The organism is Larkinella ripae, assembly GCF_054780775.1.
Genome location: NZ_BAAGVR010000033.1, coordinates 87,131 through 108,422, shown reverse-complemented (window position 1 = coordinate 108,422; position 21,292 = coordinate 87,131). Strand labels below are relative to the sequence as shown.

The 21,292-nt window shown below is 54.7% G+C and carries 20 protein-coding genes and 1 other RNA gene; 8 read left to right on the top strand and 13 right to left on the bottom strand.

What is annotated here, in order from left to right; all coding sequences use genetic code 11:
- Position 1: 1 nt before the first annotated feature.
- Positions 2 to 1,150, bottom strand: coding sequence for an efflux RND transporter periplasmic adaptor subunit (locus tag ACYVHX_RS28825; protein ID WP_460675186.1), 1,149 nt, complete (start codon positions 1,148 to 1,150; stop codon positions 2 to 4).
- A 176-nt stretch (positions 1,151 to 1,326) separates the two neighbouring features.
- On the opposite strand from ACYVHX_RS28825, the gene ACYVHX_RS28820 reads away from it, so the two are divergent.
- Positions 1,327 to 1,662, top strand: a complete 336-nt coding sequence (locus ACYVHX_RS28820; RefSeq protein WP_460675185.1) for a DUF1801 domain-containing protein — start codon at positions 1,327 to 1,329, stop codon at positions 1,660 to 1,662.
- A 48-nt stretch (positions 1,663 to 1,710) separates the two neighbouring features.
- Here the strand turns inward: ACYVHX_RS28820 and ACYVHX_RS28815 are convergent, their stop codons facing one another.
- Genes ACYVHX_RS28815 through lpxK form a run of 5 tightly spaced genes read right to left on the bottom strand, consistent with a single transcriptional unit; the run spans position 1,711 to position 9,366 of the window.
- Positions 1,711 to 4,665, bottom strand: a complete 2,955-nt coding sequence (locus tag ACYVHX_RS28815; RefSeq protein WP_460675184.1) for a PD-(D/E)XK nuclease family protein — start codon at positions 4,663 to 4,665, stop codon at positions 1,711 to 1,713.
- Positions 4,666 to 4,689: 24 nt separating this feature from the next.
- Entirely contained in the window at positions 4,690 to 5,280 is a 591-nt protein-coding gene (locus ACYVHX_RS28810; RefSeq protein ID WP_460675183.1) for a MiaE family protein, read from the bottom strand.
- Entirely contained in the window at positions 5,277 to 6,227 is a 951-nt protein-coding gene (locus ACYVHX_RS28805) for a DUF1835 domain-containing protein (RefSeq protein ID WP_460675182.1), read from the bottom strand. The genes ACYVHX_RS28810 and ACYVHX_RS28805 overlap by 4 nt, the downstream gene beginning before the upstream one ends.
- A 9-nt stretch (positions 6,228 to 6,236) precedes the next feature.
- Positions 6,237 to 8,228 (bottom strand): putative porin, encoded by a 1,992-nt coding sequence (locus ACYVHX_RS28800; protein ID WP_460675181.1) that lies wholly within the window; start codon positions 8,226 to 8,228, stop codon positions 6,237 to 6,239.
- Positions 8,229 to 8,286: 58 nt separating this feature from the next.
- Positions 8,287 to 9,366 carry a tetraacyldisaccharide 4'-kinase gene (gene lpxK / locus ACYVHX_RS28795; RefSeq protein ID WP_460675180.1) on the bottom strand — a complete coding sequence of 360 codons (1,080 nt, stop codon included), beginning with the start codon at positions 9,364 to 9,366 and terminating at the stop codon, positions 8,287 to 8,289.
- Positions 9,367 to 9,458: 92 nt separating this feature from the next.
- Between lpxK and menC the strand changes: the two genes are divergently transcribed.
- Positions 9,459 to 10,595, top strand: coding sequence for an o-succinylbenzoate synthase (gene menC / locus ACYVHX_RS28790; protein WP_460675179.1), 1,137 nt, complete (start codon positions 9,459 to 9,461; stop codon positions 10,593 to 10,595).
- A 47-nt stretch (positions 10,596 to 10,642) separates the two neighbouring features.
- Here the strand turns inward: menC and ACYVHX_RS28785 are convergent, their stop codons facing one another.
- From ACYVHX_RS28785 to ACYVHX_RS28770, 4 genes are all read right to left on the bottom strand, one after another.
- Positions 10,643 to 11,101, bottom strand: coding sequence for a DoxX family protein (locus ACYVHX_RS28785; protein ID WP_460675178.1), 459 nt, complete (start codon positions 11,099 to 11,101; stop codon positions 10,643 to 10,645).
- Positions 11,102 to 11,172: 71 nt separating this feature from the next.
- Positions 11,173 to 11,757 carry a Crp/Fnr family transcriptional regulator gene (locus ACYVHX_RS28780; RefSeq protein WP_460675177.1) on the bottom strand — a complete coding sequence of 195 codons (585 nt, stop codon included), beginning with the start codon at positions 11,755 to 11,757 and terminating at the stop codon, positions 11,173 to 11,175.
- A complete protein-coding gene (gene hemF / locus ACYVHX_RS28775) occupies positions 11,754 to 12,665 on the bottom strand; it encodes an oxygen-dependent coproporphyrinogen oxidase (protein WP_460675176.1) in 912 nt (303 codons plus the stop codon). The genes ACYVHX_RS28780 and hemF overlap by 4 nt, the downstream gene beginning before the upstream one ends.
- A 109-nt stretch (positions 12,666 to 12,774) precedes the next feature.
- Positions 12,775 to 13,401 carry an AlbA family DNA-binding domain-containing protein gene (locus ACYVHX_RS28770; protein ID WP_460675175.1) on the bottom strand — a complete coding sequence of 209 codons (627 nt, stop codon included), beginning with the start codon at positions 13,399 to 13,401 and terminating at the stop codon, positions 12,775 to 12,777.
- A 290-nt stretch (positions 13,402 to 13,691) separates the two neighbouring features.
- Here ACYVHX_RS28770 and ACYVHX_RS28765 point away from each other — a divergent pair, with 290 nt between their 5' ends.
- The 5 genes from ACYVHX_RS28765 to ACYVHX_RS28745 all read left to right on the top strand — a co-directional run bounded on the left by ACYVHX_RS28765 (position 13,692) and on the right by ACYVHX_RS28745 (position 18,326).
- Entirely contained in the window at positions 13,692 to 14,111 is a 420-nt protein-coding gene (locus ACYVHX_RS28765) for a hypothetical protein (protein WP_460675174.1), read from the top strand.
- 265 nt (positions 14,112 to 14,376) lie between these two features.
- Positions 14,377 to 15,183, top strand: a complete 807-nt coding sequence (locus tag ACYVHX_RS28760) for an MBL fold metallo-hydrolase (protein WP_460675173.1) — start codon at positions 14,377 to 14,379, stop codon at positions 15,181 to 15,183.
- A 247-nt stretch (positions 15,184 to 15,430) separates the two neighbouring features.
- A complete protein-coding gene (locus ACYVHX_RS28755) occupies positions 15,431 to 16,231 on the top strand; it encodes a glycosyltransferase family 2 protein (protein WP_460675172.1) in 801 nt (266 codons plus the stop codon).
- Positions 16,228 to 17,442 (top strand): glycosyltransferase family 4 protein, encoded by a 1,215-nt coding sequence (locus ACYVHX_RS28750; protein ID WP_460675171.1) that lies wholly within the window; start codon positions 16,228 to 16,230, stop codon positions 17,440 to 17,442. The genes ACYVHX_RS28755 and ACYVHX_RS28750 overlap by 4 nt, the downstream gene beginning before the upstream one ends.
- Entirely contained in the window at positions 17,439 to 18,326 is an 888-nt protein-coding gene (locus ACYVHX_RS28745; protein ID WP_460675170.1) for a class I SAM-dependent methyltransferase, read from the top strand. The genes ACYVHX_RS28750 and ACYVHX_RS28745 overlap by 4 nt, the downstream gene beginning before the upstream one ends.
- A gap of 34 nt (positions 18,327 to 18,360) precedes the next feature.
- Here the strand turns inward: ACYVHX_RS28745 and ACYVHX_RS28740 are convergent, their stop codons facing one another.
- Positions 18,361 to 18,912 (bottom strand): Riean_0653 family protein, encoded by a 552-nt coding sequence (locus tag ACYVHX_RS28740; protein WP_460675169.1) that lies wholly within the window; start codon positions 18,910 to 18,912, stop codon positions 18,361 to 18,363.
- Between the two features lie 248 nt (positions 18,913 to 19,160).
- On the opposite strand from ACYVHX_RS28740, the gene ACYVHX_RS28735 reads away from it, so the two are divergent.
- Complete coding sequence (locus ACYVHX_RS28735; RefSeq protein ID WP_460675168.1) at positions 19,161 to 19,742, top strand: DUF2911 domain-containing protein; 582 nt, start codon at positions 19,161 to 19,163, stop codon at positions 19,740 to 19,742.
- A gap of 463 nt (positions 19,743 to 20,205) precedes the next feature.
- Here the strand turns inward: ACYVHX_RS28735 and ssrA are convergent.
- Positions 20,206 to 20,578, bottom strand: a transfer-messenger RNA (tmRNA) gene (gene ssrA / locus ACYVHX_RS28730).
- Between the two features lie 35 nt (positions 20,579 to 20,613).
- Positions 20,614 to 21,246: a hypothetical protein gene (locus ACYVHX_RS28725; RefSeq protein WP_460675167.1), complete on the bottom strand. Its 633-nt coding sequence runs from the start codon at positions 21,244 to 21,246 to the stop codon at positions 20,614 to 20,616.
- Positions 21,247 to 21,292: the final 46 nt, after the last annotated feature.

Sequence of the window (21,292 nt, the reverse complement as noted above, 5' to 3'; positions counted from 1 at the left end):
ATTACATGCTTGCACTCATGCCTGCTCCCGACCCGGCGGCAGGCTGCTTCTGACCCGACAGGCGGTCCACTTTCGTCACTTTCACCGGAGAATCGGGCCGGAGGAAAATCAACCCGGTGGTAGCCACCGTATCCCCCTGCTGCAACCCCTGGGTTACTTCCACCACACTGGCATTTCGCAAACCAATCTTGACATCGGTAAAAACCGACTTTCCGTTTTTAATGACAACCACCTGGCTTCCCCGCGTTTGCGGAATGACCGACTGGGTCGGCACCACCAACGCATTGGAGGTATTGATCACCAGGTTCACCTTCGCAAACGTTCCGGGCCGCAGGTTGGACGAGTTGTTGGCCACCCGCGCCCGAATGCGCAGATTCCGGGTGGCTTCTTCCACCCCGGGTTCGATGGCGTACACGGCGCCGTTAAACGTTTTGTCCGATCCGTCGATCTGGAACGAGATCGTACTGCCGATCTTGACCGACGGGCCGTATTTTTCCGGCACCGAAAAATCCAGTTTCATCGAACTGGTCTGTTGTAAACGGGCAATCAGCGAATTGGGACCGACCACCGCGCCCAGGCTGACATTCCGTAAACCGATGGTTCCCGAAAAGGGCGCCCGGATTTCGGTCCGGCGCAAAGCCGCTTTCGTAACTTCAACATCGGCCAGCGTTCCCTTCAGATTCGTCGCAATGACATCGTATTCCTGCTGGCTGATGCCGCCCCGTTCGAGCAGTTGCTTGTTGCGTTCTTCAATCCGGCGGTTGTTTTCCTCGACGGCTTTCAATTTCAGCAACTGGGCTTGTAAATCACCGTCATATAACTTCACCAGCAAGGTACCCTGACTAACTGAGCGACCCTCCTGAATGTTTAACTGAACGATCCGCCCGGACACTTCCGGGTAAATATCAACCTGTTCGGAAGCCAGCAGGGAACCCGTGGCAACGACCTCATCTTTTAAATTCTGCGCGGCAACCACATACGCGGTGACCGCCGTTGGGCCACCCGCCCGCCCGGCCGGTCCGCCCGCCGGAGCGCCACCCCGACCGCCGGAGCCACCATTTCCGCCCGGTTGCTGTTTATAAAACTTGTTGTAATAAATAGTGCCGCCAACAACCAGCAGCACCAATCCTATTGCAATCCACCTTTTCACAGAAATAGTCGTTGAAGCGGCCGCGGCATTGCGCCCGTTGAGAAAGTAACATCCAACAGCATGCTACTGTCGGAATCTGATTTTTCAGCTAACTTAGCACCGAAATTACTCCATTATAACATACCATGACAGTTGAGGAATACATAAATCGACAAACACCCGAAATTCATCGCCTATTGACTCAATTACGTCGCCTAATCCTGGCCGCTTCGCCCCGTATTCAGGAAAAAATTAGTTGGGGAGTGCCTTTTTATTTTCACAAAGGGCCTCTTTGTTACCTGAATCCGCTCCGAACGACGGAGGCTGCCGTGGACCTTTGTTTCATGCGGGGCTACGAATTAGCCAACCATCAGGAGCTGCTCGAAAACCGGGGCCGCCGAACCGTCCGCTCCTTAGTGGTCCGGGCCGACGATTTCAACGAAGACCTGATTCGGGAGGTGTTGCAGGAGGCCATCCTGCTCAACGAAACATCGAAGGAAAAACCGGCTCCTTTTCAGAAAAACCGGGGCTAGTTTTTAGCGCAGCGAGGGAGGAAAAGTGGAGGGAGAAAGGCTCTGCGCTCAGCGGCCGCATAATTTCCGGTAATTACACCACTCACAAATCTTTTTGTCTACGGTTTTCTGGAACGGCTGGTTCGGGTCGAACAGATCGGCGATGAGCTTCCGGAGCTGAAGTTCTGTCTGCGCCACAAACTCCTCGGGGGTGCCCAGGTGGAGCTTGTTTTCCAGAAAACCGCCTTCCAGATTCCGGAACGAATAAAAACCGGCCACCACCTGCGTATTCGTTCCGTCGATCCATTCATTGCCGAATTGCAGCCCGTTGTTTTTCAGCATCTTTTTGTAAACCAGGTACTGATACAGCCACAACTGGCGCGCTTTTTCCTTCTGGGAATCGGTCAGCAGGATCTCCATCGTTTTGACGTCGGCATCCCGGGCTTCCACTTTTCCGGTTTTATAATCCGCCACCCGAATCAGCTTCGAGCCGTCGGGCTGTTGCAGCCGTTCCACCCGGTCGATTTTTCCGGCGACCCGGACGCGCAGCACGCCAATGGCCGTTTCGACGTCCAGTTCCGTGTCCCACTCCTCTTCCGTCTGCAACACTTCCAGGCGGTCTCCGTAGGTCTTGATCTGCAGGGCATTGAAGCGCACCATCAGGTCTTCGGCCACCCGGTACAACAGGCGGTTCATGCCCGACTCGGTCATGCGGTTGGCAAACTGTTCTTCGTACTTTACTTTCAGCGTTTCCACGACGGTTTCGGCGTTCACTTCCTGCCCAACCATCCGGTGCTGCTGGTCGAGCACCTCCAGCGTGTTGTGAATCCACTGCCCAAATTCGGCCGCGTCCATTTCGTTGTTCACCTCCTCGTCCTCCTCCATACTGATCACCCGGCTGAAATAATACTTGAGGGAACAGCTCATGAAATTATTCAGGGACGTGGGGTACAAACCGCCGAAAACCCGGTTTTTGTTCGCGTTGAACTGGCCGGCCAGATCTTTGCGGAGCTGGGCCAGAATCGCTTCACTTTTCGGAATTTCGAGGGTATCGACCGGAAACAAGTCCGGTTTTTTATCGGCCACCTGCCCAAACCGCACGCTCGGGTAACTGAGGGTGATGTTGCCCTTGGCAGCCGGCACCAGTTCGTGTTCGATCTGGCGGATAAACCGGCTTTTCTCGCCCTTGCTGGTTCCGTAGGCGTCGGCCGAAGTCACATACAGCAGGGTCACTTCCCTGGCCCGTTGCAGCAGACGGTAAAAATGGTACGACATCACCGACTCCTGATCCTGGTAGGTCGGCAGGCCCACCTCCACGCAGGCATCGAACGGAATCAGCGAATTGAGTTTGCGCGATTGCGGCAGGGTTCCTTCGTTGGCCGACAAAATAATCAGCCGGTCAAAATCCAGCGCCCGGGTTTCGAGCATTCCCATCACCTGCAACGCACTGCCGCCCTCGCTCTCGAACGGAATGCTGGTGTGCCGGATGAGTTCGTATAAAAACTGTTTCAGGCTCTTGATCGTCACCAGCTCGTTCCGATCCTCGCGTTCAAGCGTGGTTTCCAGTTGCCGCAGCAGGTTTTCAAACAAATAAAGGTACTCCGTCTCGATTGCGTCCTGTTTTTCGGCGTACACGCTTTTCAACAGATCGATCAGAACGTAAAACTGCCGGATGATCACCAGCGGTTTATCGTCGGGCCAGCGCCGGAACAACACCTCGAACAGCGGATTGCCCTCGCCCATCTGGAGCAACTGCTTTTCGTCCAGATACACCAGGTTATCCGTCGTAATCGTCAGAATGGCTTTCTGGACGATGCGGGGAGCCAGGCCACTGGACGCTTTCCCCTGCATTTGCTCATACTGCCGCACAAACGGGTGATTCAGCAGCTTGATGACGTGCCGGTGGTTAAATTTCGGGATGAGAATGGTGCCGCTGCCGTCTTTTTTCTGAAAAGCCACCACGGTCCGCTGCATCTCGAACAGGGCATCGACCAGGGTAAACAGGTTTGAATTTTGCAACGAAAGCCCCATCGTAACGTTGAGATCCGTCACCGAACCGCCCAGCGAATACAAAACCGGTAACAACAGGGTTTCGTCCCCCAGAATCAGGGCGGTGGTTTTGACATCCGTGCCGGTTTTGGCCTGCTGGTAGATTTGGTTGGCAACTTTGGCCTGCATGCTGGCGTTCGGCACCCCGATCACCTGAATGTGTTTGGGCGTTTCGGTCAGGTGCTGGCTTTCCCAGGTCCAGGGGTGGCTCCAGCTTGCGGATTTGTAGGTCCGGAGCATTTTGCCGGCTTCCTGCCGCTTCGACTGCATGTAGTAGGTGTCGGTATCCCAGAGCATTTCGGCTTTCTGCGCCTTCACCAGGGTCCGGACAATCTGCTCCTCGGAGCGGCTCAGGGCATTGAATCCCACAAAATAGAGCTGCTCGTAGGCCGGATTATCCCGCACCCGCTCCTCCACCTGATCGGCCAGCAGCCGGTAGGCCATGCCCCGGTAGGCCCAGCCTTTCGCCAGCAACCGGTCGTGCAGGGCCTGGTAGGCGGTTTGCAGGTTTTCGAACAATTTGAAATACCGCTGGGTGCCCGTTGTTTCGAATTTGGCCGCGCGGCCCTCGGGCAGGTCCAGTTTCCAGCGTTCGAGGGCTTTGGCGGCTGTCATGTAACTAAACAACTCCGTGGGCGAAATCATGTACTGGTCGATTCGGTCGAAGTCGGTGAGCAACACGCTCGCCCAGTTCAAAAACCGCCCGAACTCCAGCGCCGGGTCAATTTCCCGGAACACTTCGTAGAGCTCGAACAGCAGACTCACCGGATCGATCAGCAACACCCCGGCGCTCTGCGTGATGAAGTCATCGACGGCCAGCACGTGGGGCGATAAAAAAGGCGTATCGGCGTGCTGACTCAGGTGCTGCTGAAATACCGAAACCGCCCGGCGGGTCGGCACGATCACCCACACGTTTTCCATCCGCGTCTGGTGGAGCTGGAAAATATGGCTGGCGACTTCACTTAAAAATGACATTTTTAGTTACGCAATAACAGCGGATCAGTGAAACCGGTCGGCCCGCACTTCCAGGGTTTTCATAATCTCAGCTTCGGCTTCCAGCAGTTCTTTCCACCGTTTGCGAACCGCATCTTTGGGCACGTATTCTTCGGCCAGTTCGATGAAGTTGCGGTAGTGCCCCGCTTCCGAAATCATCAGTTCGCGGTAAAATTTTTGCAGGTATTCGTCCGTCAGCTTTTCGGACAGCAACTTAAACCGCTCGGCGCTCCGGGCTTCAATGAGCGCGTTCAGCAGCAGTTTTTCCATCAGCTGCTCGTTCCGATCGCCCGGTTTGCGCACAATCTGCTGCAACTGATTGACGTACTCATCTTTCCGCGGTTTTCCCAGCGGAATGTTCCGCTTCCGAAGTTCTTTCAAAACCCGCTGAAAATGGCCCCACTCCTCGGCCACCACGGGCGTCAGCACCTCCACCAGCTTTTCCCGTTCGGGAAACTGCACAATGAGCGAAATGCACGACGACGCGGCTTTCTGTTCGCAGAACGCGTGATCGATCAGAATATCGCCCAGATTCATCCGGGCAATATCGACCCAGCGTGGATCAGTAGGAAGTTCTAAGCCTAGGGTTGTAATCACAGTTCCGTTAATTTTTCGGCTTCCCGGTCCCAGCGGTACGGCGAATCGGCGGTCTGGTAAAATCCCCCCAGCCAGCGTTCCACCGGGTGAAGCGTCCGGCGTCCGGCAATGACATCGGCCCCGGCTTCGGTCAGGCTCACGCCCTCGTCGGTGTAGGCCCAGACTTTCCCGTTCAACTGCCGGATGGTTTCGCCAATGCTCAGATCCGTGATTCCAAAAACCCGGTCCTGCTGCAAAAACCGCCCGATCAACTGCGGTTCGGGCAGCGGCCCCTCCATCAGAATGGCCGTCAGCAGGTGCTCGATCAGATTCAGGTTGTTGTCGGTAAACGGAAAACGCTGCAAGTGCAGAATAAGGGCGTTTTTCAAAAACCGCAGTCGGCCAAAATCGGCATGAAGCAGGTTTTGAACGGCCAGCGGATCATTCCCGGCGTAGGCGGTCCACACCCGCACCGCCAGATCCAGCTCGTGCCGGGTCAGTTCCTCCGCCTGCAAATACAAGGTTGCGATTTGAGCACCACGGAGTTGCCCCATGCCTTTAAAAAACGGCTCACCCGGAAACGCATCCACCGAAACCTGTTTGATTTTAACCGTGCCCAAGGGCCGCTGCGCCAGTTGGGCCAGTAGAAAAACCAGGTTGATCTGGCAGAACAAATCGTGTTCGAACCAAAGGCAAATTTCATCGTATTGGTCCGGATGGCTTATTTTTTCAAATTCCTGCTCCACCATCGGCCCATACGCAGGCGATTCGGTATCCGCATACACCCGCAGCCAGGCCTGCCGGATTTCCCAAAGTTCCTGGAGGGTGCCAACGTCGGCCCGTACCGGCCCTTCCGACAGGGCTTCCCGCCAGATCGCAACGACGGATGAATCAGACGGTTGCACAATGTTCGATTCAACGAAGGCGTTGGCCGTAGCGTCGCCGTTGAGGATGTGTAAGGTTTTCACAGGACGAATTTAATCAAATAATAACCAATGCACACCAAAAGAAACCGAACGATTGATGGTTCGGAAATACGGCGCACTGTAGTAAATCCGGTCGAACAGCCCCTGGTTGGCGTGGGCCATTTTTACGAACAGCCGCACCCGGTTGATCCGAAAGTTGGCATACGGTTCGGCCACAACGTAGTCGCTCAGCTTCACATCATTCTGCAGGTGGTATTGCTGGGTGAGCGGCATGTACTGATCGGCGAAATAGGCGGATTTGTAGTGAAACTGAACGCCCGCCAGCACGTACAACTTCTTGAACAGCAGGAAGCTGTATTCGGCCCGCGCATTGGCAAAGAGCTTTGGAATCCGCAGCACCTCATCGCGTGATACCAGCGTGTAAAAACCCTGCCCCACCGCCGTAAACTTGCCGGCCCGAAACTGCAGACCCAGACCCGTCCGCAAAATGCTGAAGGCATCCGAAAGCTGCTGCGGCACGGCCTCCGTATCAAAATAAATGTAGTTGGTCAGCAGGTAATAATCCAGGCCGGGATTCAGCGTTAGCTTGCCCAGGCGCAGGTTCAACTGGCCGTAGGCGTGTTGCGTACCCCGCAGATCGAACTGCGACGACAGCCGGTTGGTGTGGTCCCACTGGTAAATATTGCTGATAAACCGGCTTTGAATCAGCGTTGGCGACGTGAACACACTCTCGTAACCCGCCGTCAGAAACTTGCTTTCCAGCCGCCCCTGAAACCGGAAATCCCGGCCCAGTAGGTACTCAATTTCGGCCGTGGCCCGCGTCAGGCTGTCCGGAAAGTAATAGCCCAGCCAACCGCCCAGGTAAGTCTCAAACCGGTTTTGTTTATAGGACGAATCGGGCAAAAGCGGACCGGCATTGAATTTATTCGTTGCCCCGTAAATCCGGGTCCGGAGCCAGGCGCGGTAATTAAACGCCGACCGACGCATCGAAAACTGACCCTTCAGGCCAAACTGATTGTCAATTGACCGGAACAGGGTGGTTTGCCGGGTTTCCAGGTTATCGAAATAATAGCGCGGATAAAACGGCCGGGGAAACTGCGCGATCGTATCCAGCCCGTTCGCCAGGTTGGTGTCGTCAAAGCGGTAGCTCTGCGCCCGGAAGTCGAGGGTGTTGTAGACCTGAAACGCCGTATCGAGTACATATTGCTGATAGACATGAAGTTCGTTGCGTTTCTCGTGCGAGTTGGCGGCAGTCAGAATCGGACTGAGTTGCAGATCAGGGTCGGTCAAACTGTCCGGTTCGATGATTCCGCCCGGGTCTTTGGATCGGTGATTGAGGTTGTTGTAGTGAGCCAGCAGCGTGTATTTGTCGTCTTTGGAGCGGTAATTAACGTGGGCTACAAAGTTCCAGTTTTCGATCAGCCGCTGCACCGAATTGAGGTTTTCACTGTATTGATCGTCGGAGGTCATCCGCTGGATGTTGAACCCGACATTCAGACGCGAACTGATGTTACGGGCGAAATCGAAATTCAGAATGTTCTGGCCCAGACCGCCCAGCACCAGGTACATGTTGGTATACGGTGAGCGCGTGTCGAAATACCGGATGTTCTGGGTCTGATAGCCGTAAAGTCCGTAGGCATTCAAACCCGTCTGGGAACCAAAAGCGGGCGTTTCGTAAAAAACCGGGCGCAGGGCCGTGCCCAGATTGCCCAGATCGGTATACAGATAATCGTAGCGACTCAGGTAGTTGGTGCGGTGGGTTCCTTCCAGCGTCGTGTCGATCGGGAAAAGCTTTTTCCGGTTGTTGAGCACGTCACTTTCCAAAAAATACCGCGTGGTGGTGGGTCCGTACACCAGTTTCGTCGAATCGTCGAGAAGGGCTCCTCCGGCATTGGCCCCCTGCCCGCCCGTTGCCGTTGTCTGGCCGCCGGTTCGGTTGCCGCCCTGCGGAAAGGTCGGCAGCCGGGATGGTAACTGCGCTTTCGCCGGACGAAGGGCCCAACCCAACAGGAAACAGATACTCAGGATAAAAAAACGATTCATACGTTGTGAACTCTAAATTCCGCCAAATTATTGATTCGCGGTGATCCTTTTTCGGTTATTAGCTTTTTTTAACAACAGACCCGGTTTTTGCGGGCTCAAACTGGTCAATGATTGCGTTGAAGTCCGCTTCGCCGGTCAAAAATTTCACTTCGATCGGGATGTAATAAAAATTTGAAGCATCTGCGCCGGTTTCCGCCAGCAGCGGCTCCAGTTTAACAAAATCCTTCTCGGTCGTTAAAACCGCCCCCTTCTCCGGTATTGAGCCTTGAATCCGCGCCAGATCGACTTGGGTATACCGGTAATGATCCGCAAAACGCCAGTGCCGAACCAGCGAAAAGTGGGTTTCGACGTATGTTTCCAGGGGTTCGGGCCGGGCAATGCCCGATACCAGCACCACGGTTTTTAGCCGCTCCGGCTGCGCGTTTTCCGGCAGGAAACAAACCGGTTTTCCGTAGTGCAGACCCGTAAAAAAAACCGGCACATCGGCCCGGCTATGCAACCGGATTTGCTCCCGAATGGCGGTTTGTTCGGCCGGACCAAGCGCATCGGGGCATTTCGTCACCAGCACCGCATCGGCCCGGCGGGCACCGTGCCGCCGTTCGCGCAGCCGACCGCCGGGAAAGGGCTGATCGGTATAAAAAAGCCGGTTGTAGTCCGTCAGCAGCAGGTTCAGGTGCGGCCGAACGGGTCGGTGCTGAAAGGCATCGTCCAGCACCACCGTGCGCAGGTCGGGCCGGGCCGCCAGCAGCTGCGGAATGGCCTCCGCCCGTTTTTCGCCCACACTCACCAGCACGGCAGACTCCCCGGCCCGCGCCGGTTTTCCGTGCCTTCGGAATAACAACAGGGGTTCATCCCCGATGGTGTCGGCGGTGTCGGCAGCGGTGGCAATCCGAAACCCGCGCGTCCGGCGGCCATACCCCCGGCTGAGCGTCGCCAGGGGTCCGGTGTTTTTCAACCGGCTCACCAGATAATCGACGTGCGGGGTCTTGCCGGTTCCGCCCACGGTGAGGTTCCCTACACCAATGGTATAGATCGGCGGACTTAACGTTGCAATAATCTGACTGTCGTACAAGTAGTTACGAAGATCAGTTATTCTCCCATACAGCCAGTTTAACGGATAAAGCAATCGTTCGGACACTAAGTTTTACGTAATAATTTCTTAACAAGCCTGTTCAGTGACACCCAAAATTACTACTTTTAATGGTGAATGCCCGTCCCTTTCCCATTCTCATGAGTCTCAAGGCCGATTTCCTGAAATACACGTTGCATTTTGCGTTCGAGGCCGGAACGTCGCGGGGAGTATTAACGGAGAAAGATAGTTACTTCGTCAGGATTTGCGACGACGAGGATCCGACGGTGGTGGGTTGGGGGGAATGCGCTCCCCTGCGGGGTCTGAGCATTGACGACCGGCCCGATTTTGCCGACCAGCTTCGTCACACCTGCGATCTGTTCAATCAACTGGACCTCCAGCTTTTTCACTGGAACATTCCGATCGTGCTGCAACTCATCAGCGATCAGCTGCCGTCCATTCAGTTTGGCTTCGAAACCGCCATGCATGATTACATCAACGGCGGCAAGCGGACGGTTTTCGAGAATGATTTTGCCACCGGAAAAAAGGCCATCCCGATCAATGGGCTGGTGTGGATGGGAAAACCGGACGCCATGCGCCGACAGATCGAAGAAAAACTGGAAGCGGGCTACACCACCATCAAATTAAAAATCGGCGCCATCGATTTTCAGCAGGAATGTGCCCTGCTCGAATCCATCCGCGCCCGGTTTAGCGCCGATCAGATTACGGTTCGGGTGGATGCCAACGGCGCATTTCCAACCGAAGAAGCCCTGGAAAAACTCCACCAGCTGGCGGCTTACGACCTGCACTCTATCGAGCAACCCATAAAACCGGGGCAACACGCCGAACTGGCCGAACTCTGCCGCCAGTCGCCGGTTCCGATTGCGCTCGACGAAGAGTTGATCGGCCACATGGAATACGTGGACAAAACGCGGCTATTGAAAAAGCTCCAGCCGCAGTTTATAATCCTGAAACCCACGCTCTTAGGCGGTTTTAGCCATTGCAGCCAATGGATCGAAATTGCCAATCTGCTCGGCATTGGCTGGTGGATCACCTCCGCCCTCGAATCCAACATTGGCCTGAATGCCATCGCGCAGTATACCGCCCAGTTTAAAAATCCCCTGCCGCAGGGCCTCGGAACCGGTCAGCTTTACCAAAACAACCTGGAAAGTCCGCTGGTGATCGAAAACGGTTTTCTCAAAACCGATGCGTTTAGGGGCTGGAAACTCGACCTCACGGAAGCCCGGCGGGGGGTGCCGCTGGAGGAGCGCGTTCAAAACCGCATTGGGTATCCGTAAAAATTTCCGGTATCTGTTTACTATTCAGGACCGGTGGCCCGGACCTTCTATTTGCTTTTCCGCAGCGCACTCCACCAGATCCAGGCGATGTACAACGGCTGAAACAACAGGCGCGACCAGACGTACCCGGGGGAAGCGGGCAAACCACCCGGCGGAGGCAGCTGATGGATGGCCACGTTGAGATTGGCCGGAAAAATCATTACGAGCAGGAGAATCAACCCCATGGCCGCCAGCCGCCGAAACCGGGGCAGCAGCAGGCCGATGCCGCCGGCCACTTCAGCGATCCCGCTGATAATCACCAGTTCGTGCGAATAGGGCAACCACCCGGCAATCATGTATTCCATTTTTTCGGGTGCCGCAAAGTGCGAAATCCCGATCAACACAAAGGCGATAGCGGCCGCCAGCCGGCCTTTTTTGGCGTGCGACGCCAGTTCCTGCCGGAAAGCGAAGCGGGAAAGTAGCCACAAAACCGCCCCAATTGAAACCAATAAAAGAAAGAAAGCCATGTTCGTCTGCCAATGATTTCCGGCAAATTTCGGGACGGTCCCGCCCCGAAAAAATGATCTGGGTTAGGAAATCACGGCAGCAACTGCTTCCGGATGCGGCTCAAACTTTCGGGATGAATGCCGAGGTAGGAAGCGATAATTTTAACGGGAAGCTGCTGAACCAGTTGGGGTTGTCGGTGCAGCAGATCCCGGTAGCGTTCTTCGGCGGTCTGGCTCAAAAACCGGATTTCGCGTTGCGTGCGGGCGATGTACAAGCCTTCGGCAAACAACCGCCCGACTTTGTTGCTTTCGTCGCTTCGCACGTAAAATTCCTGCAACACGTCGTAATGAATGCGCAGGGTTTTGGTCGGAAAAAGCGCCTGAATGAACACCTGCGAGGGCTGGCGCGTGAGAAACGAGGTGTAAGCCGAAACAAAGTGATCGGCAAACCACAAATCCAGGCACTTTTCCCGGCCATCGTGCACGAAAAAAGACGACGTGCCGCCTTCCAGAATAAAATACAGGTAGTTTTCGCGTTCGCCTTCCTGGATTAAAAAGTGCTTTTTAGGGTATTCGGCGTACTCGAACGACTGGCCAAACGCTTCCCAGAGATCGGGTTTCGGTCCGATGGTCCGGTTCATATAGCGCTGTAACTGGTCGAGATAGCGCGGGTTCATGACGGTTCGTCCAGCCAGTTAACGCCTTTTTTCAGCGCAAGGAGCGTTTGCTCCTCCCGGCTACCCGGCCCGGGCTGGAAATCATACACCCAATCGGCCTGCGGTGGCATACTCATCAGAATCGACTCCGTTCGACCGTTGGTTTCCAGGCCGAATTTGGTGCCCCGGTCCCAGACCAGGTTAAACTCCACGTACCGACCCCGGCGCAACATCTGCCATTTTTTCTCCGGTTCGCCAAACGGCAGATTCCGGTTTTTGACCATGAAATGCGTATAGATCGGGGCGAAGGCGTTGCCAATTTCCTGCACAAAAGCAAACAGGGCGGCTTTGTGCGTTTCATTGTCGGGCATCAGGTAATCGAAAAAAATACCGCCAATGCCCCGGGTTTCGGCCCGGTGACGAATGAAAAAATAATCGTCGGCCCAGGCTTTGTATTTTTGATAAAGCTGCGGATCGTGCCGGTCGCAGGCGGTTTTCAACTGCTGGTGAAACCAGCGGGCGTCCTGGCGGTCCACGTAATGGGGGGTCAGGTCGATGCCGCCCCCGAACCAGCAGGCACCCGTGCTCAACTCAAAATACCGGACATTCATGTGGATGATCGGCACCATGGGATTGTGCGGATGGAGCACAATGGAAACGCCGGTCGCGTAGAACTCGGCGGGCTCGGTCGTGTTCATCTGTTTCAAAACCGCTTCGGAAGCCGGGCCGTGAACCGCCGAAAACAACACGCCCCCCTTCTCAATCACCGCACCCTGCTGCATGATCCGGGTGCGGCCCCCACCGCCCTCGGGGCGTTCCCAGCGATCCTCGTGAAAGGTGCCCGACCCGTCGGTAGTTTCGAGCGCCTGGCAAATGCGGTCCTGTAATCCGGTAAAAAAATCGGTGATGCTTTGTTTATCAACAGCCATTCGGAGACAATGCGGTTTTTCGGCAAAGATAACGGACCCGCCGACTTAAGTTCGTGATTCTGGTTGCTTATGAAAAATAGCCCTTCCCGGTTTCACGTTCGTGGCCCCGCTATTCACTGATTTTAAGGGAAAACCGTACGGGCCGGGGTTTGTCGATCAGGATGAGCAGGCCCTGAGTGGTTAGTTGATGCAGCAGCTTGCTGGCCCGGTATTCGGAGATGTTGACCAACTGGGCGTACTGTTTCGCCGTGATCGAGTCCGTTTTGCGCAGCGCCTGAATCAGATTGCGCACGTTGGAAGTTTGCAAAAGCTGCCCGTCGGGCGATACCGGACTGGTCAGAATCAACTTGTTGGTGGGCACCGACTTGTCCTTGACGCGGACGTAAATGGTGCGTTTTCCTTTCTCGTCGATGGCATAATGCGGTTTTTCTTCGCTTTCCGGCACCCGGATCAGAATGACCTGCCGCCCGTTTTCGGTGATGACCTCGTAGCTGACCGTGATGGCCGGATCAATCAGAAAATCGGTGGCTTTTTCAATTTTCTGCATCTCGTGCAGTTCCGACTCCACGCCCGGCACCCGGCCGTCGTCCGACACCCCAATAACCAGCAGACCGCCGGAGGTGTTGGAAAGGGCCGTCAACGTGCGGGCAATGCGGTAGGCCGTGTGGATCGTCGATTTAAATTCGAGCCGCGTGCCTTCGCCCTGGGCGATTAATTCGGTCAGATTGTAGCGCATATTTTCTTAAATCTGATTTTTCAGCCGGTTTGTTCGGGACCATATACTTATTTCTCTGAATATTCAACGGCGTTTCCTCCTGATCTTCTGCCCTATTTAGTTAAATTTGTGATTCAGACCATCCATGAACTAGTCGTTTTTTGATTTTTTCAGTATTGGTATGAATGAGTTCATTTCATAGTACGATAGATAAATCGCGCAAAGCCCGGTTACACTTGTAGCCGGGCTTTGTAGTTTTTACAAAAATTGCCCAACATTGCGTTTTTCTTCCGCTTCTTTCAACCATTCCCATGCCCACCACCTTTCGCATCTTCTACAGCCTGGCTTTCGTGGCGACGTTGGCCTGCCAGTCGGAAAAAACCGGCGACAAAACCCCACCGAACGCCTACCGCGATCTGCTGGTCGATCGGATGGTCTGGAAAAAAAAGGAAGCAAACAATTCCAAAGCGGCTCCGACGAACGTGCACCAGTTTACGCTGACCAACACCTCCGATTCGTATTTATACCGACAGATTGAAGTGCGGTTTGATTATTTTGACAGCACTTACCACAAAATCAGCTCGTCCACCCACCTTCTGGATCAGCCCATCGGTCCCCGGGCCGCGCTGTCGGTCGGCGAAATCCCGGATGGTCCGGTGGTGCCCGCGGCCAAATCGGCCACCGTCACCATCGTTGACGCCAAAGCGCAACCAACCGAACCCGAAAAATAAGCGGGAAAACCGCTAAACCTGCGGTTTAATATGTCTTTTTTACATATTGTAACCTTCTCTCCATCAGAAACATACATGATTTTTCAAAAATTAATTCTAAAAAATAGGTGATAAAATAGAATTTAGCTCCTCTTACTAATTGAGGGAACATGCGTGTCTCCTTTCATATTAATAGAGATTGGTAAGTGGAACATCCCGGCCAGCTTGGCCGGGATTTGTTTTTTCCGGCCGAGTCCTGACGATTTATTACTATCTTTACCCGTGTATGCCACTGTTTATCTCATCCCTGAATTCGGGCAGCAACGGAAACTGTTATTATGTGGGTAATGAGCAGGAAGCGGTGCTGATCGACGTCGGTATTTCCTGCCGTCAGGCCGAAATGCGGCTCCAGCGACTGGGCCTTTCCATGCGGAGCGTTAAGGCCATTTTTATTTCCCACGAACACTCGGATCACATCAGCGGCCTGGAGCGCCTGGCCCGAAAATACAAACTGCCGGTTTTTATCACCGTCAAAACGCTGCAAAACAGCCGGTTATTTCTTCAGGGACTCCCGGTCAATCCGTTATACGCCAACGAGCCCATCTGGGTGGGTGATCTGTGCATCACGGCGTTTCCCAAACACCACGATGCCGCCGATCCGCACAGCTTTACGGTGGCGTATCAGGATACGAAAGTGGGCGTGTTTACCGACATCGGTACGCCCTGCGAACACCTCATTCATCACTTCAGCCAGTGCCACGCGGTTTTTCTGGAGGCCAATTACGACGATGAAATGCTGGACCGGGGTCGGTATCCGTATTTTCTGAAACAACGCATTCGGGGCGGAAAAGGGCATTTATCCAACCAGCAGGCGCTGGATCTGTTCCGGCAGCACCGACCGGCTTTCATGAGCCACGTTTTGCTGGCCCACCTGTCGAAGGACAACAACAACCCGCAACTGGTCCGGGATCTGTTTTTGCCTTACCTTAACAGCACGGAGCTGATTGTGGCCTCCCGCAACCAGGAAACCCCGGTTTTTCGGATTTCGGCCCAGCAGAAGCCGGTTTTAGAACCAATCAGTCCGTTTTGCTGATCCGCCCGGTCCGCGAATCCGGGAAAATTTTGCGCCATCCCGAAAATCAAGTTGAGCGCCGGGAATCAAGCTTTTTGGCAATTGTTTTGCGTATCTGTTTTTTTTGGTTCCAGACCGCTCGGTTTGACAACCCAAATTCTGGTTCCGGCGGGCCCGGCAACCGGTTACGAAAAACTTCGGTCGATTCTCATATCAACCTTCTTTCCTGTTCACGGTATTTTTTATTTTGCGGAACGATGTGTCCGCTATGGTTCGCCCACTCCTATCCATCATTATTACGGTTTTAAACGGGGAAGCAACCCTGGCCCGGTGTTTAAAAAGCTTGGCGGGTCAAACGTTTACAAACTTTGAAGTTGTCGTCGTCGATGGAGGCAGCACCGATGCAACCGTTTCGATCCTGCGGCAATTTCAGCCGCAGCTCCCCCTGAGCTGGTACGAGATTCCCAAGGTGGGGCTGTATGCCGGGATGAATTACGGCATCGAACAGGCCCGGGGCGAATGGCTGTATTTTATGGGCTGCGACGACCTTCTGTTCGACGCGGATACCCTGTCGTCTATTTCCCGGTATTTCACCATCCATACGCCCGTTCAGTTCGTCACCGGCAGCGTGCTCTATCCGAGCAAAGACTTTGTGGTTCCGGCGCACTGCGGATCGGTGTACTGGCTCAACTGGAACATTCACCACCAGGGCACGTTCTACCACCGGTCGGTTTTTGCGCCCTTTCGCTACGACGACCGGTTGAAAATCTCGGCCGATTACGAACTGAACCTGCGGCTGGCGCTCGAACGCGCTCCTTACCGGCGCACCAACAAGATCGTTGCCATCTACGGCGAATCGGGCATCAGCAGCCGCGACCCCAAAACCGGGTTTACCGAAATCCGGCAAATTCACCAGCGTCTGTTTCGCCCGCCGGTCCGGTGGTGGATTCAGGGCATCTGCCTGCTACAGCAATACACCTGGTTCTGGCGCCGGAAATGGGGGCTGGGTAATCTCAAATCCCGGCTTCGAAAACGGTTCATGCAACCCATAAGCCCCAATACTCCATGACGAACGTGGGGCTGATCGGCAACGGCAATGCCGGCTGGATTGCGGGCGTGCAATACCTGCACAGTTTGCTCCGTGGCAACTCGCTGCTCCCCACCGATCAGCAGCTTCAGTTTCGGTTGTATCTGCACAAAGACATTCACCACCCGGCGGATTTCCAAACCGTGCAGCCGTATCTGCAAAACACCCAGTTTTTTGATTATTTTCCGGGCCATGCGTTCCCGCTGGTGCGAAAAAGCTACCAGATGGCCCAGCAGCTTAAAAACCGGCAGTGGCCGCGTTATCCCCAAAACAATTTGCCGGGGCTGTTGCAGCAAAACCGGACGCACCTGATCTTTCCGGCCAATGAGGTGGTGCAGGAACAGGCTACCTATAAGCAAATTAGCTGGATTCCGGATTTCCAGCACGTTCACCTGCCCGGTTATTTCACCGCCTACCAACTCTACAAACGCAACCAAGATTTTGAACGGATCGTGCGCCGGTCCGACCGGGTCATCGTCAGCAACCGGCACAGTTATGAGGATGCGGTTCGGCTCTACCCGGTTTTTCGGTCGAAATTCGCCATCCTGAATTTTACGATGCTCTTGAGCGAGAACTGGCGCCAGCCGGAAGTGGCGGTTTTTACGAAGAAATACCAGTTACCAAACAAATACCTGCTGTTTCCCAGCCAGTTCTGGAAACACAAAAACCATCTGCGGCTGTTTGAAGCGGTACGGCTGGCCCGTCAGGCGGGTCTGGATGAGCTGACCCTCGTTTGCACCGGACACCCGCACGACCCGCGCCATCCGGCGTATGCCGACGAACTTCGGGATTTTCTGAACCGTCACCAGCTCCAGTCGGCGGTCCGGATTTTGGGTCTGTTGCCGCGCGCCGATCAGGTGCAGTTGATGCGGGGCGCGGCCGCTATCGTTCAACCTTCGCTGTTCGAGGGATGGAGCGCGCTGCTCGAAGACTGCCGGTCGTTGGGGAAAACCGTGCTGGCGTCCGACGTTCCGATGCACCGGGAGCAATGCAGCGGGCAAACCTATTTTTTCGATCCGTACTCCGCCCCCGAGATCGCCGACTGCCTGATGCGGCACTGGAACCGGCTGCTGCCCGGCCCCGATCACTCCGCCGAAGCCGCGGGCGAAACGGAATATTACGAACGCATTCGGCAATTTGCCCGTGGGTTCCGGTCCATTTGTCAATCTACCCTATCTCCTCCGCAAGCATGAACCTGGTTACGAATCCTTTTGGCAAGAAATACCTGCTGGTCTGGCGCACCGAATTTATCTTTTACACCCCGCAGCAACGGCAGCTGGCGGGCGAGTGGTCGCACGTCCGGTTTACGGGGCTCCCGCAGCCCGCTGAGCCGAAACTTATCAACTCCAACCTCAAAAAACCGCTGCCTTTTCCCGCAAATACGTTCGATGCACTCTACAGTTTTCACGTCAACGAACACCTTTCGCTGGCGGCCGGGGCGCAGTTTTTAAAAGAAGCCCACCGGCTGCTGAAACCGGGAGCGGTTTGCCGCATTTCGACGCCCGACCTGGAATTTTTCGTGGACGATTACCTCAAACAACTCCGGCAGTACCGCCAGCAGCCGGGCCCAGCGCAGTTTCAGCAGTACCAGTGGGCGTTGTTCAACGTGATTGACCAGTCGGTTCGGCAGCAGTCGGGCGGAGAAATGCTGGACGCCATTGTGACGAACGATTTTGTGGAAGAACACCTGATGCACCTCAACGGCGACCTGCTGCGGGCGCTTCGGGACCTGCCCAACCCCTCGCTGAAGCAAATTCTGAAAAACGACATCCGGTATATTGATGGAACACCCGTCAGCCCCGGTTTTCGGCTGAATGCCTTTTGGCGGGTCGGTTTGCAAAAAGCCATCGCCAAATTCTACCGCCCGTGGCATTTGCACCTGAGCCGGGAGAAAAATTTATGGATTTATGATGCCGTCACGCTGACCCGGCTTTTCGAGCAGGCCGGTTTTCGGGAGGTGGTCGTACGGGATTACAAAACCTCCGGCATCGAGCACTGGGAGCGCTACCATTTCGACCGGTCGGCCTACGGCGATTACGCGCTGGAACCGTCTTTGTACGTGGAAGGCCGGAAGTAGCTCGTTCACGCCAAAACCGCAGCCTGATCGGTCATTACAGCGTTTTCAGATCAATGTCAAAGCGACCTTCCGTAACCTCGACGGTCTGTTTTTGAAGAATTTCCTGCCCTTTGAATTCAAAGGTTCCCGAAATAATTCGGTTGACGGTATCCAGGCGGGTGATCACGACCTGGCCCGGATTCGAACCGTAGGAGTAAAAATGCCTGAACGAAGCATCGTAGTACACGGCAAAACCGAGGGAATCCGGTTTTCCGTACCAGTCTGACAGCGTATTGACCCCCGGTTGCCCTTTGTGCAACAGCAGCTGCACATGATCGTTCGAGCGCGCATTCGTGTAAATCAAGAGGTAAAAACGATCCTTGCCTGCCTGCCGGAACTCGACCTCCAGGGGTTTCACCAGATGGGGTTGCCCGGCAGGGTTGCCATTCGCAATCCAGGCTTTTCCGTTGATCTTGCAGGCAAAAATGTTGCGTCCTTCGGTGGTTGGCTCCGGGAGGGACTCTTCTTTCCGGCAACTCACGGCAAGCAGCACCATTCCGGTTGCCAGCAGCAGCGGTTTTATTACGTCGCTCAGCGGGCCTGCCATCCTTTCCAATCTGTTAGCCATTCGAACTGATTACCAATCGTGTCGGGTGTTACCGCACTCAAGGGTGGTGGGTAACACCGCTATAAAGTCCCGGTTTTGCCGGATTTACTTCCGGAAACGGCTCCTTCGCCGGGAACAGATCGTTCGCCAATGCACAAAAGGGGTTGGTTTACCCTCAGGCGGGGTTCTACTTCTTCCAAAAACTTTCTAAATTCCGGCTTCAATCGATGAAGCTATCTTCAAAACCAATGAAAAAAACCGCCTTTCTGACTGGATTTCTCTTTATGGCGCTGGCCGGAGCCCACGCGCAAACCTTCACGTTCCGGGGTGCCGACAAGTCGCCGATGGACATGGCCTACTACCCCGACGATTACGCCCACGACCGCAAGTTTGCCCCCGCCAAAATTGGGACCGACAAGGCGATGGTCCGGATCACGTACAGCCGACCGGCGAAAAATGGCCGGGAGCTTTTCGGGACGAAGCTGGCGCCCTACGGCAAGGTCTGGCGGGCGGGCGCGAACGAAGCCCCGGAGATCAAATTTTACCAGGATGTGACGTTTGGTGGCAAAAAAATCAAAGCCGGAACCTACGCCCTGCTGACGATCCCGACCGAAACCGAGTGGACGATCATCCTGAGCTCCGACCTGGACCAGTGGGGCGCCTACAGTTACAACGAAGCCCTCGACGTAGCCCGGGTGACCGTGCCGGTGCAAAAACCGGATGCGGTGATTGAGAACTTCTCCATCCAGTTTGCCAAAAAGGACGCCCAAACCGCTACGATGTACCTGGGCTGGGATACGGCAATGGTGGCCGTGCCGATCGTATTTTAAAGACCCGAATCGGAAAAACCGCCCTTGAGATGGGGAAATTCCGGCGATGAGCCGGGTGGATATTGCAAAAAACAGTCCGGCGACAAAGTTGCCGGACTGTTCGAAAAGAGCCAGCCTAGCACCAGCTCCGTTGTTACTCCTAAAACCGTACCTGCTCCAGATTGTGCTTTAAAGTGCAATGAACTACCCGATTAATAGCACCAACGAACTGAATGATCGCTTGAATGGCTATATACGTCGGGGCGGTTTTTGAAAACCTATCTATCCGGTTTGCTAAGAATGCCACCTAGAAACGGTGATATCCTTTGGCAGGACATGGCGAAAGTGCAAGTTTTTAGGAAGTTTGGCAGGAAATAATCAACTGAGCTCGGATCAAAAGAAAACGGTAAAGGTTTTAGTTGAAAAATGGCCCCATCACAAAAAAATCCCCGCAAGCCAAAGACTTGCGGGGATTTTAGATAATCAGTGGAGACGCAGGGAGTCGAACCCTGGTCCAGACAAGGAAACCGTCGTGCTTTCTACATGTTTAGCTGCGATTGGGATTGTCGGGAATCGGTCAGGCTCGCATCAGGCCAAAACCTCATCCGTAGGTGCTTGTGTCTTACCCGGTCGTTAACACCATAAACCAGGCCAGTACTGCGAGTCGATGCCTCCTGATCCAGCCAGCAGCACAGAGGCCGGGGAGACAATGGCTAAATGCTAATCCTCCGGATTAAGCAGCCATGGCGTAGTTATATTCGCCAGTTATTGTTTGAAGGTTTGTTATACAGGAAATGCCCTCAACTCCCGACATGCTTACACGCAGCATCAACAAGCTGTCAATTCCGGTCGTCCCCAGATGCGTGTACTAAAGAACACAAAACTACGAAAATTAGTTTTCCCGCGCACCCTCGTTTTTTTTCAGCGCACCCAGACTCACCAGCCAGGCGGAGTACAGGCCGGTTTCGATCTCCACCACCCGGGCGGCATGGCCCTGCCAGTCGTCGCCAAAGAAAGTTTCCATCTGCCGCAGCATCTCGGCCAGGTGCCCTTCCTCCTCCACAATGATCGACCGCACGTTCACCTTGCTGCCCGCTTCAGTCAGAACGTCCTGATACACCGGGTACAACTCGTCGGCCCGCACCTCAATGGCGTAGGTCACCAGCAGATAAGCCGCGTACTTCAGCTCCGCGCCCGACAATCCCAGGGCGGTTTTCAGGTAGCGGCACACCTGCACATCGAGTCGGTTCAGGTAGGCATGGCTGTCGGTGGGCGCCAGCAAATAGGCCGGTTCGTAGGTCGGGCAGTCGGTTTTTGGCAGTTTCTGAATTTGTTTTTTCAGGTAATAGGCATGGCGGGCTTCTTCGGCCGCGTGTTTCAGCATCAGCAAATCGACGGTGGTTTTGGGTTCGGCCGCCGAAATTTTGCGGGCCCCGGTATTTTCCATCATCGAGAGCGTATTCAGCCAGCGGGCGTGCAGCGTATCGTCGGCAACAATGGTCGTCAGCAGGTGTGTAAATTCCATTTAAAAACGGGAATGATGAGCCCACAAAGATACGGACAGGTGTGGC

What these genes read in the sequence shown, in the direction of transcription:
- ACYVHX_RS28770 (WP_460675175.1), bottom strand. Translation starts at nt 13,401, where the DNA reads ATGCGCTACAATCTGACCGAATTAATCGCCCAGGGCGAAGGCACGCGG.
- ACYVHX_RS28800 (WP_460675181.1), bottom strand. Translation starts at nt 8,228, where the DNA reads ATGAATCGTTTTTTTATCCTGAGTATCTGTTTCCTGTTGGGTTGGGCC.
- ACYVHX_RS28780 (WP_460675177.1), bottom strand. Translation starts at nt 11,757, where the DNA reads ATGAACCCGCGCTATCTCGACCAGTTACAGCGCTATATGAACCGGACC.
- ACYVHX_RS28765 (WP_460675174.1), top strand. Translation starts at nt 13,692, where the DNA reads ATGCCCACCACCTTTCGCATCTTCTACAGCCTGGCTTTCGTGGCGACG.
- ACYVHX_RS28740 (WP_460675169.1), bottom strand. Translation starts at nt 18,912, where the DNA reads ATGGCAGGCCCGCTGAGCGACGTAATAAAACCGCTGCTGCTGGCAACC.
- menC (WP_460675179.1), top strand. Translation starts at nt 9,459, where the DNA reads ATGAGTCTCAAGGCCGATTTCCTGAAATACACGTTGCATTTTGCGTTC.
- ACYVHX_RS28815 (WP_460675184.1), bottom strand. Translation starts at nt 4,665, where the DNA reads ATGTCATTTTTAAGTGAAGTCGCCAGCCATATTTTCCAGCTCCACCAG.
- ACYVHX_RS28760 (WP_460675173.1), top strand. Translation starts at nt 14,377, where the DNA reads ATGCCACTGTTTATCTCATCCCTGAATTCGGGCAGCAACGGAAACTGT.
- ACYVHX_RS28750 (WP_460675171.1), top strand. Translation starts at nt 16,228, where the DNA reads ATGACGAACGTGGGGCTGATCGGCAACGGCAATGCCGGCTGGATTGCG.
- ACYVHX_RS28745 (WP_460675170.1), top strand. Translation starts at nt 17,439, where the DNA reads ATGAACCTGGTTACGAATCCTTTTGGCAAGAAATACCTGCTGGTCTGG.
- hemF (WP_460675176.1), bottom strand. Translation starts at nt 12,665, where the DNA reads ATGGCTGTTGATAAACAAAGCATCACCGATTTTTTTACCGGATTACAG.
- ACYVHX_RS28725 (WP_460675167.1), bottom strand. Translation starts at nt 21,246, where the DNA reads ATGGAATTTACACACCTGCTGACGACCATTGTTGCCGACGATACGCTG.
- ACYVHX_RS28755 (WP_460675172.1), top strand. Translation starts at nt 15,431, where the DNA reads ATGGTTCGCCCACTCCTATCCATCATTATTACGGTTTTAAACGGGGAA.
- ACYVHX_RS28735 (WP_460675168.1), top strand. Translation starts at nt 19,161, where the DNA reads ATGAAAAAAACCGCCTTTCTGACTGGATTTCTCTTTATGGCGCTGGCC.
- ACYVHX_RS28785 (WP_460675178.1), bottom strand. Translation starts at nt 11,101, where the DNA reads ATGGCTTTCTTTCTTTTATTGGTTTCAATTGGGGCGGTTTTGTGGCTA.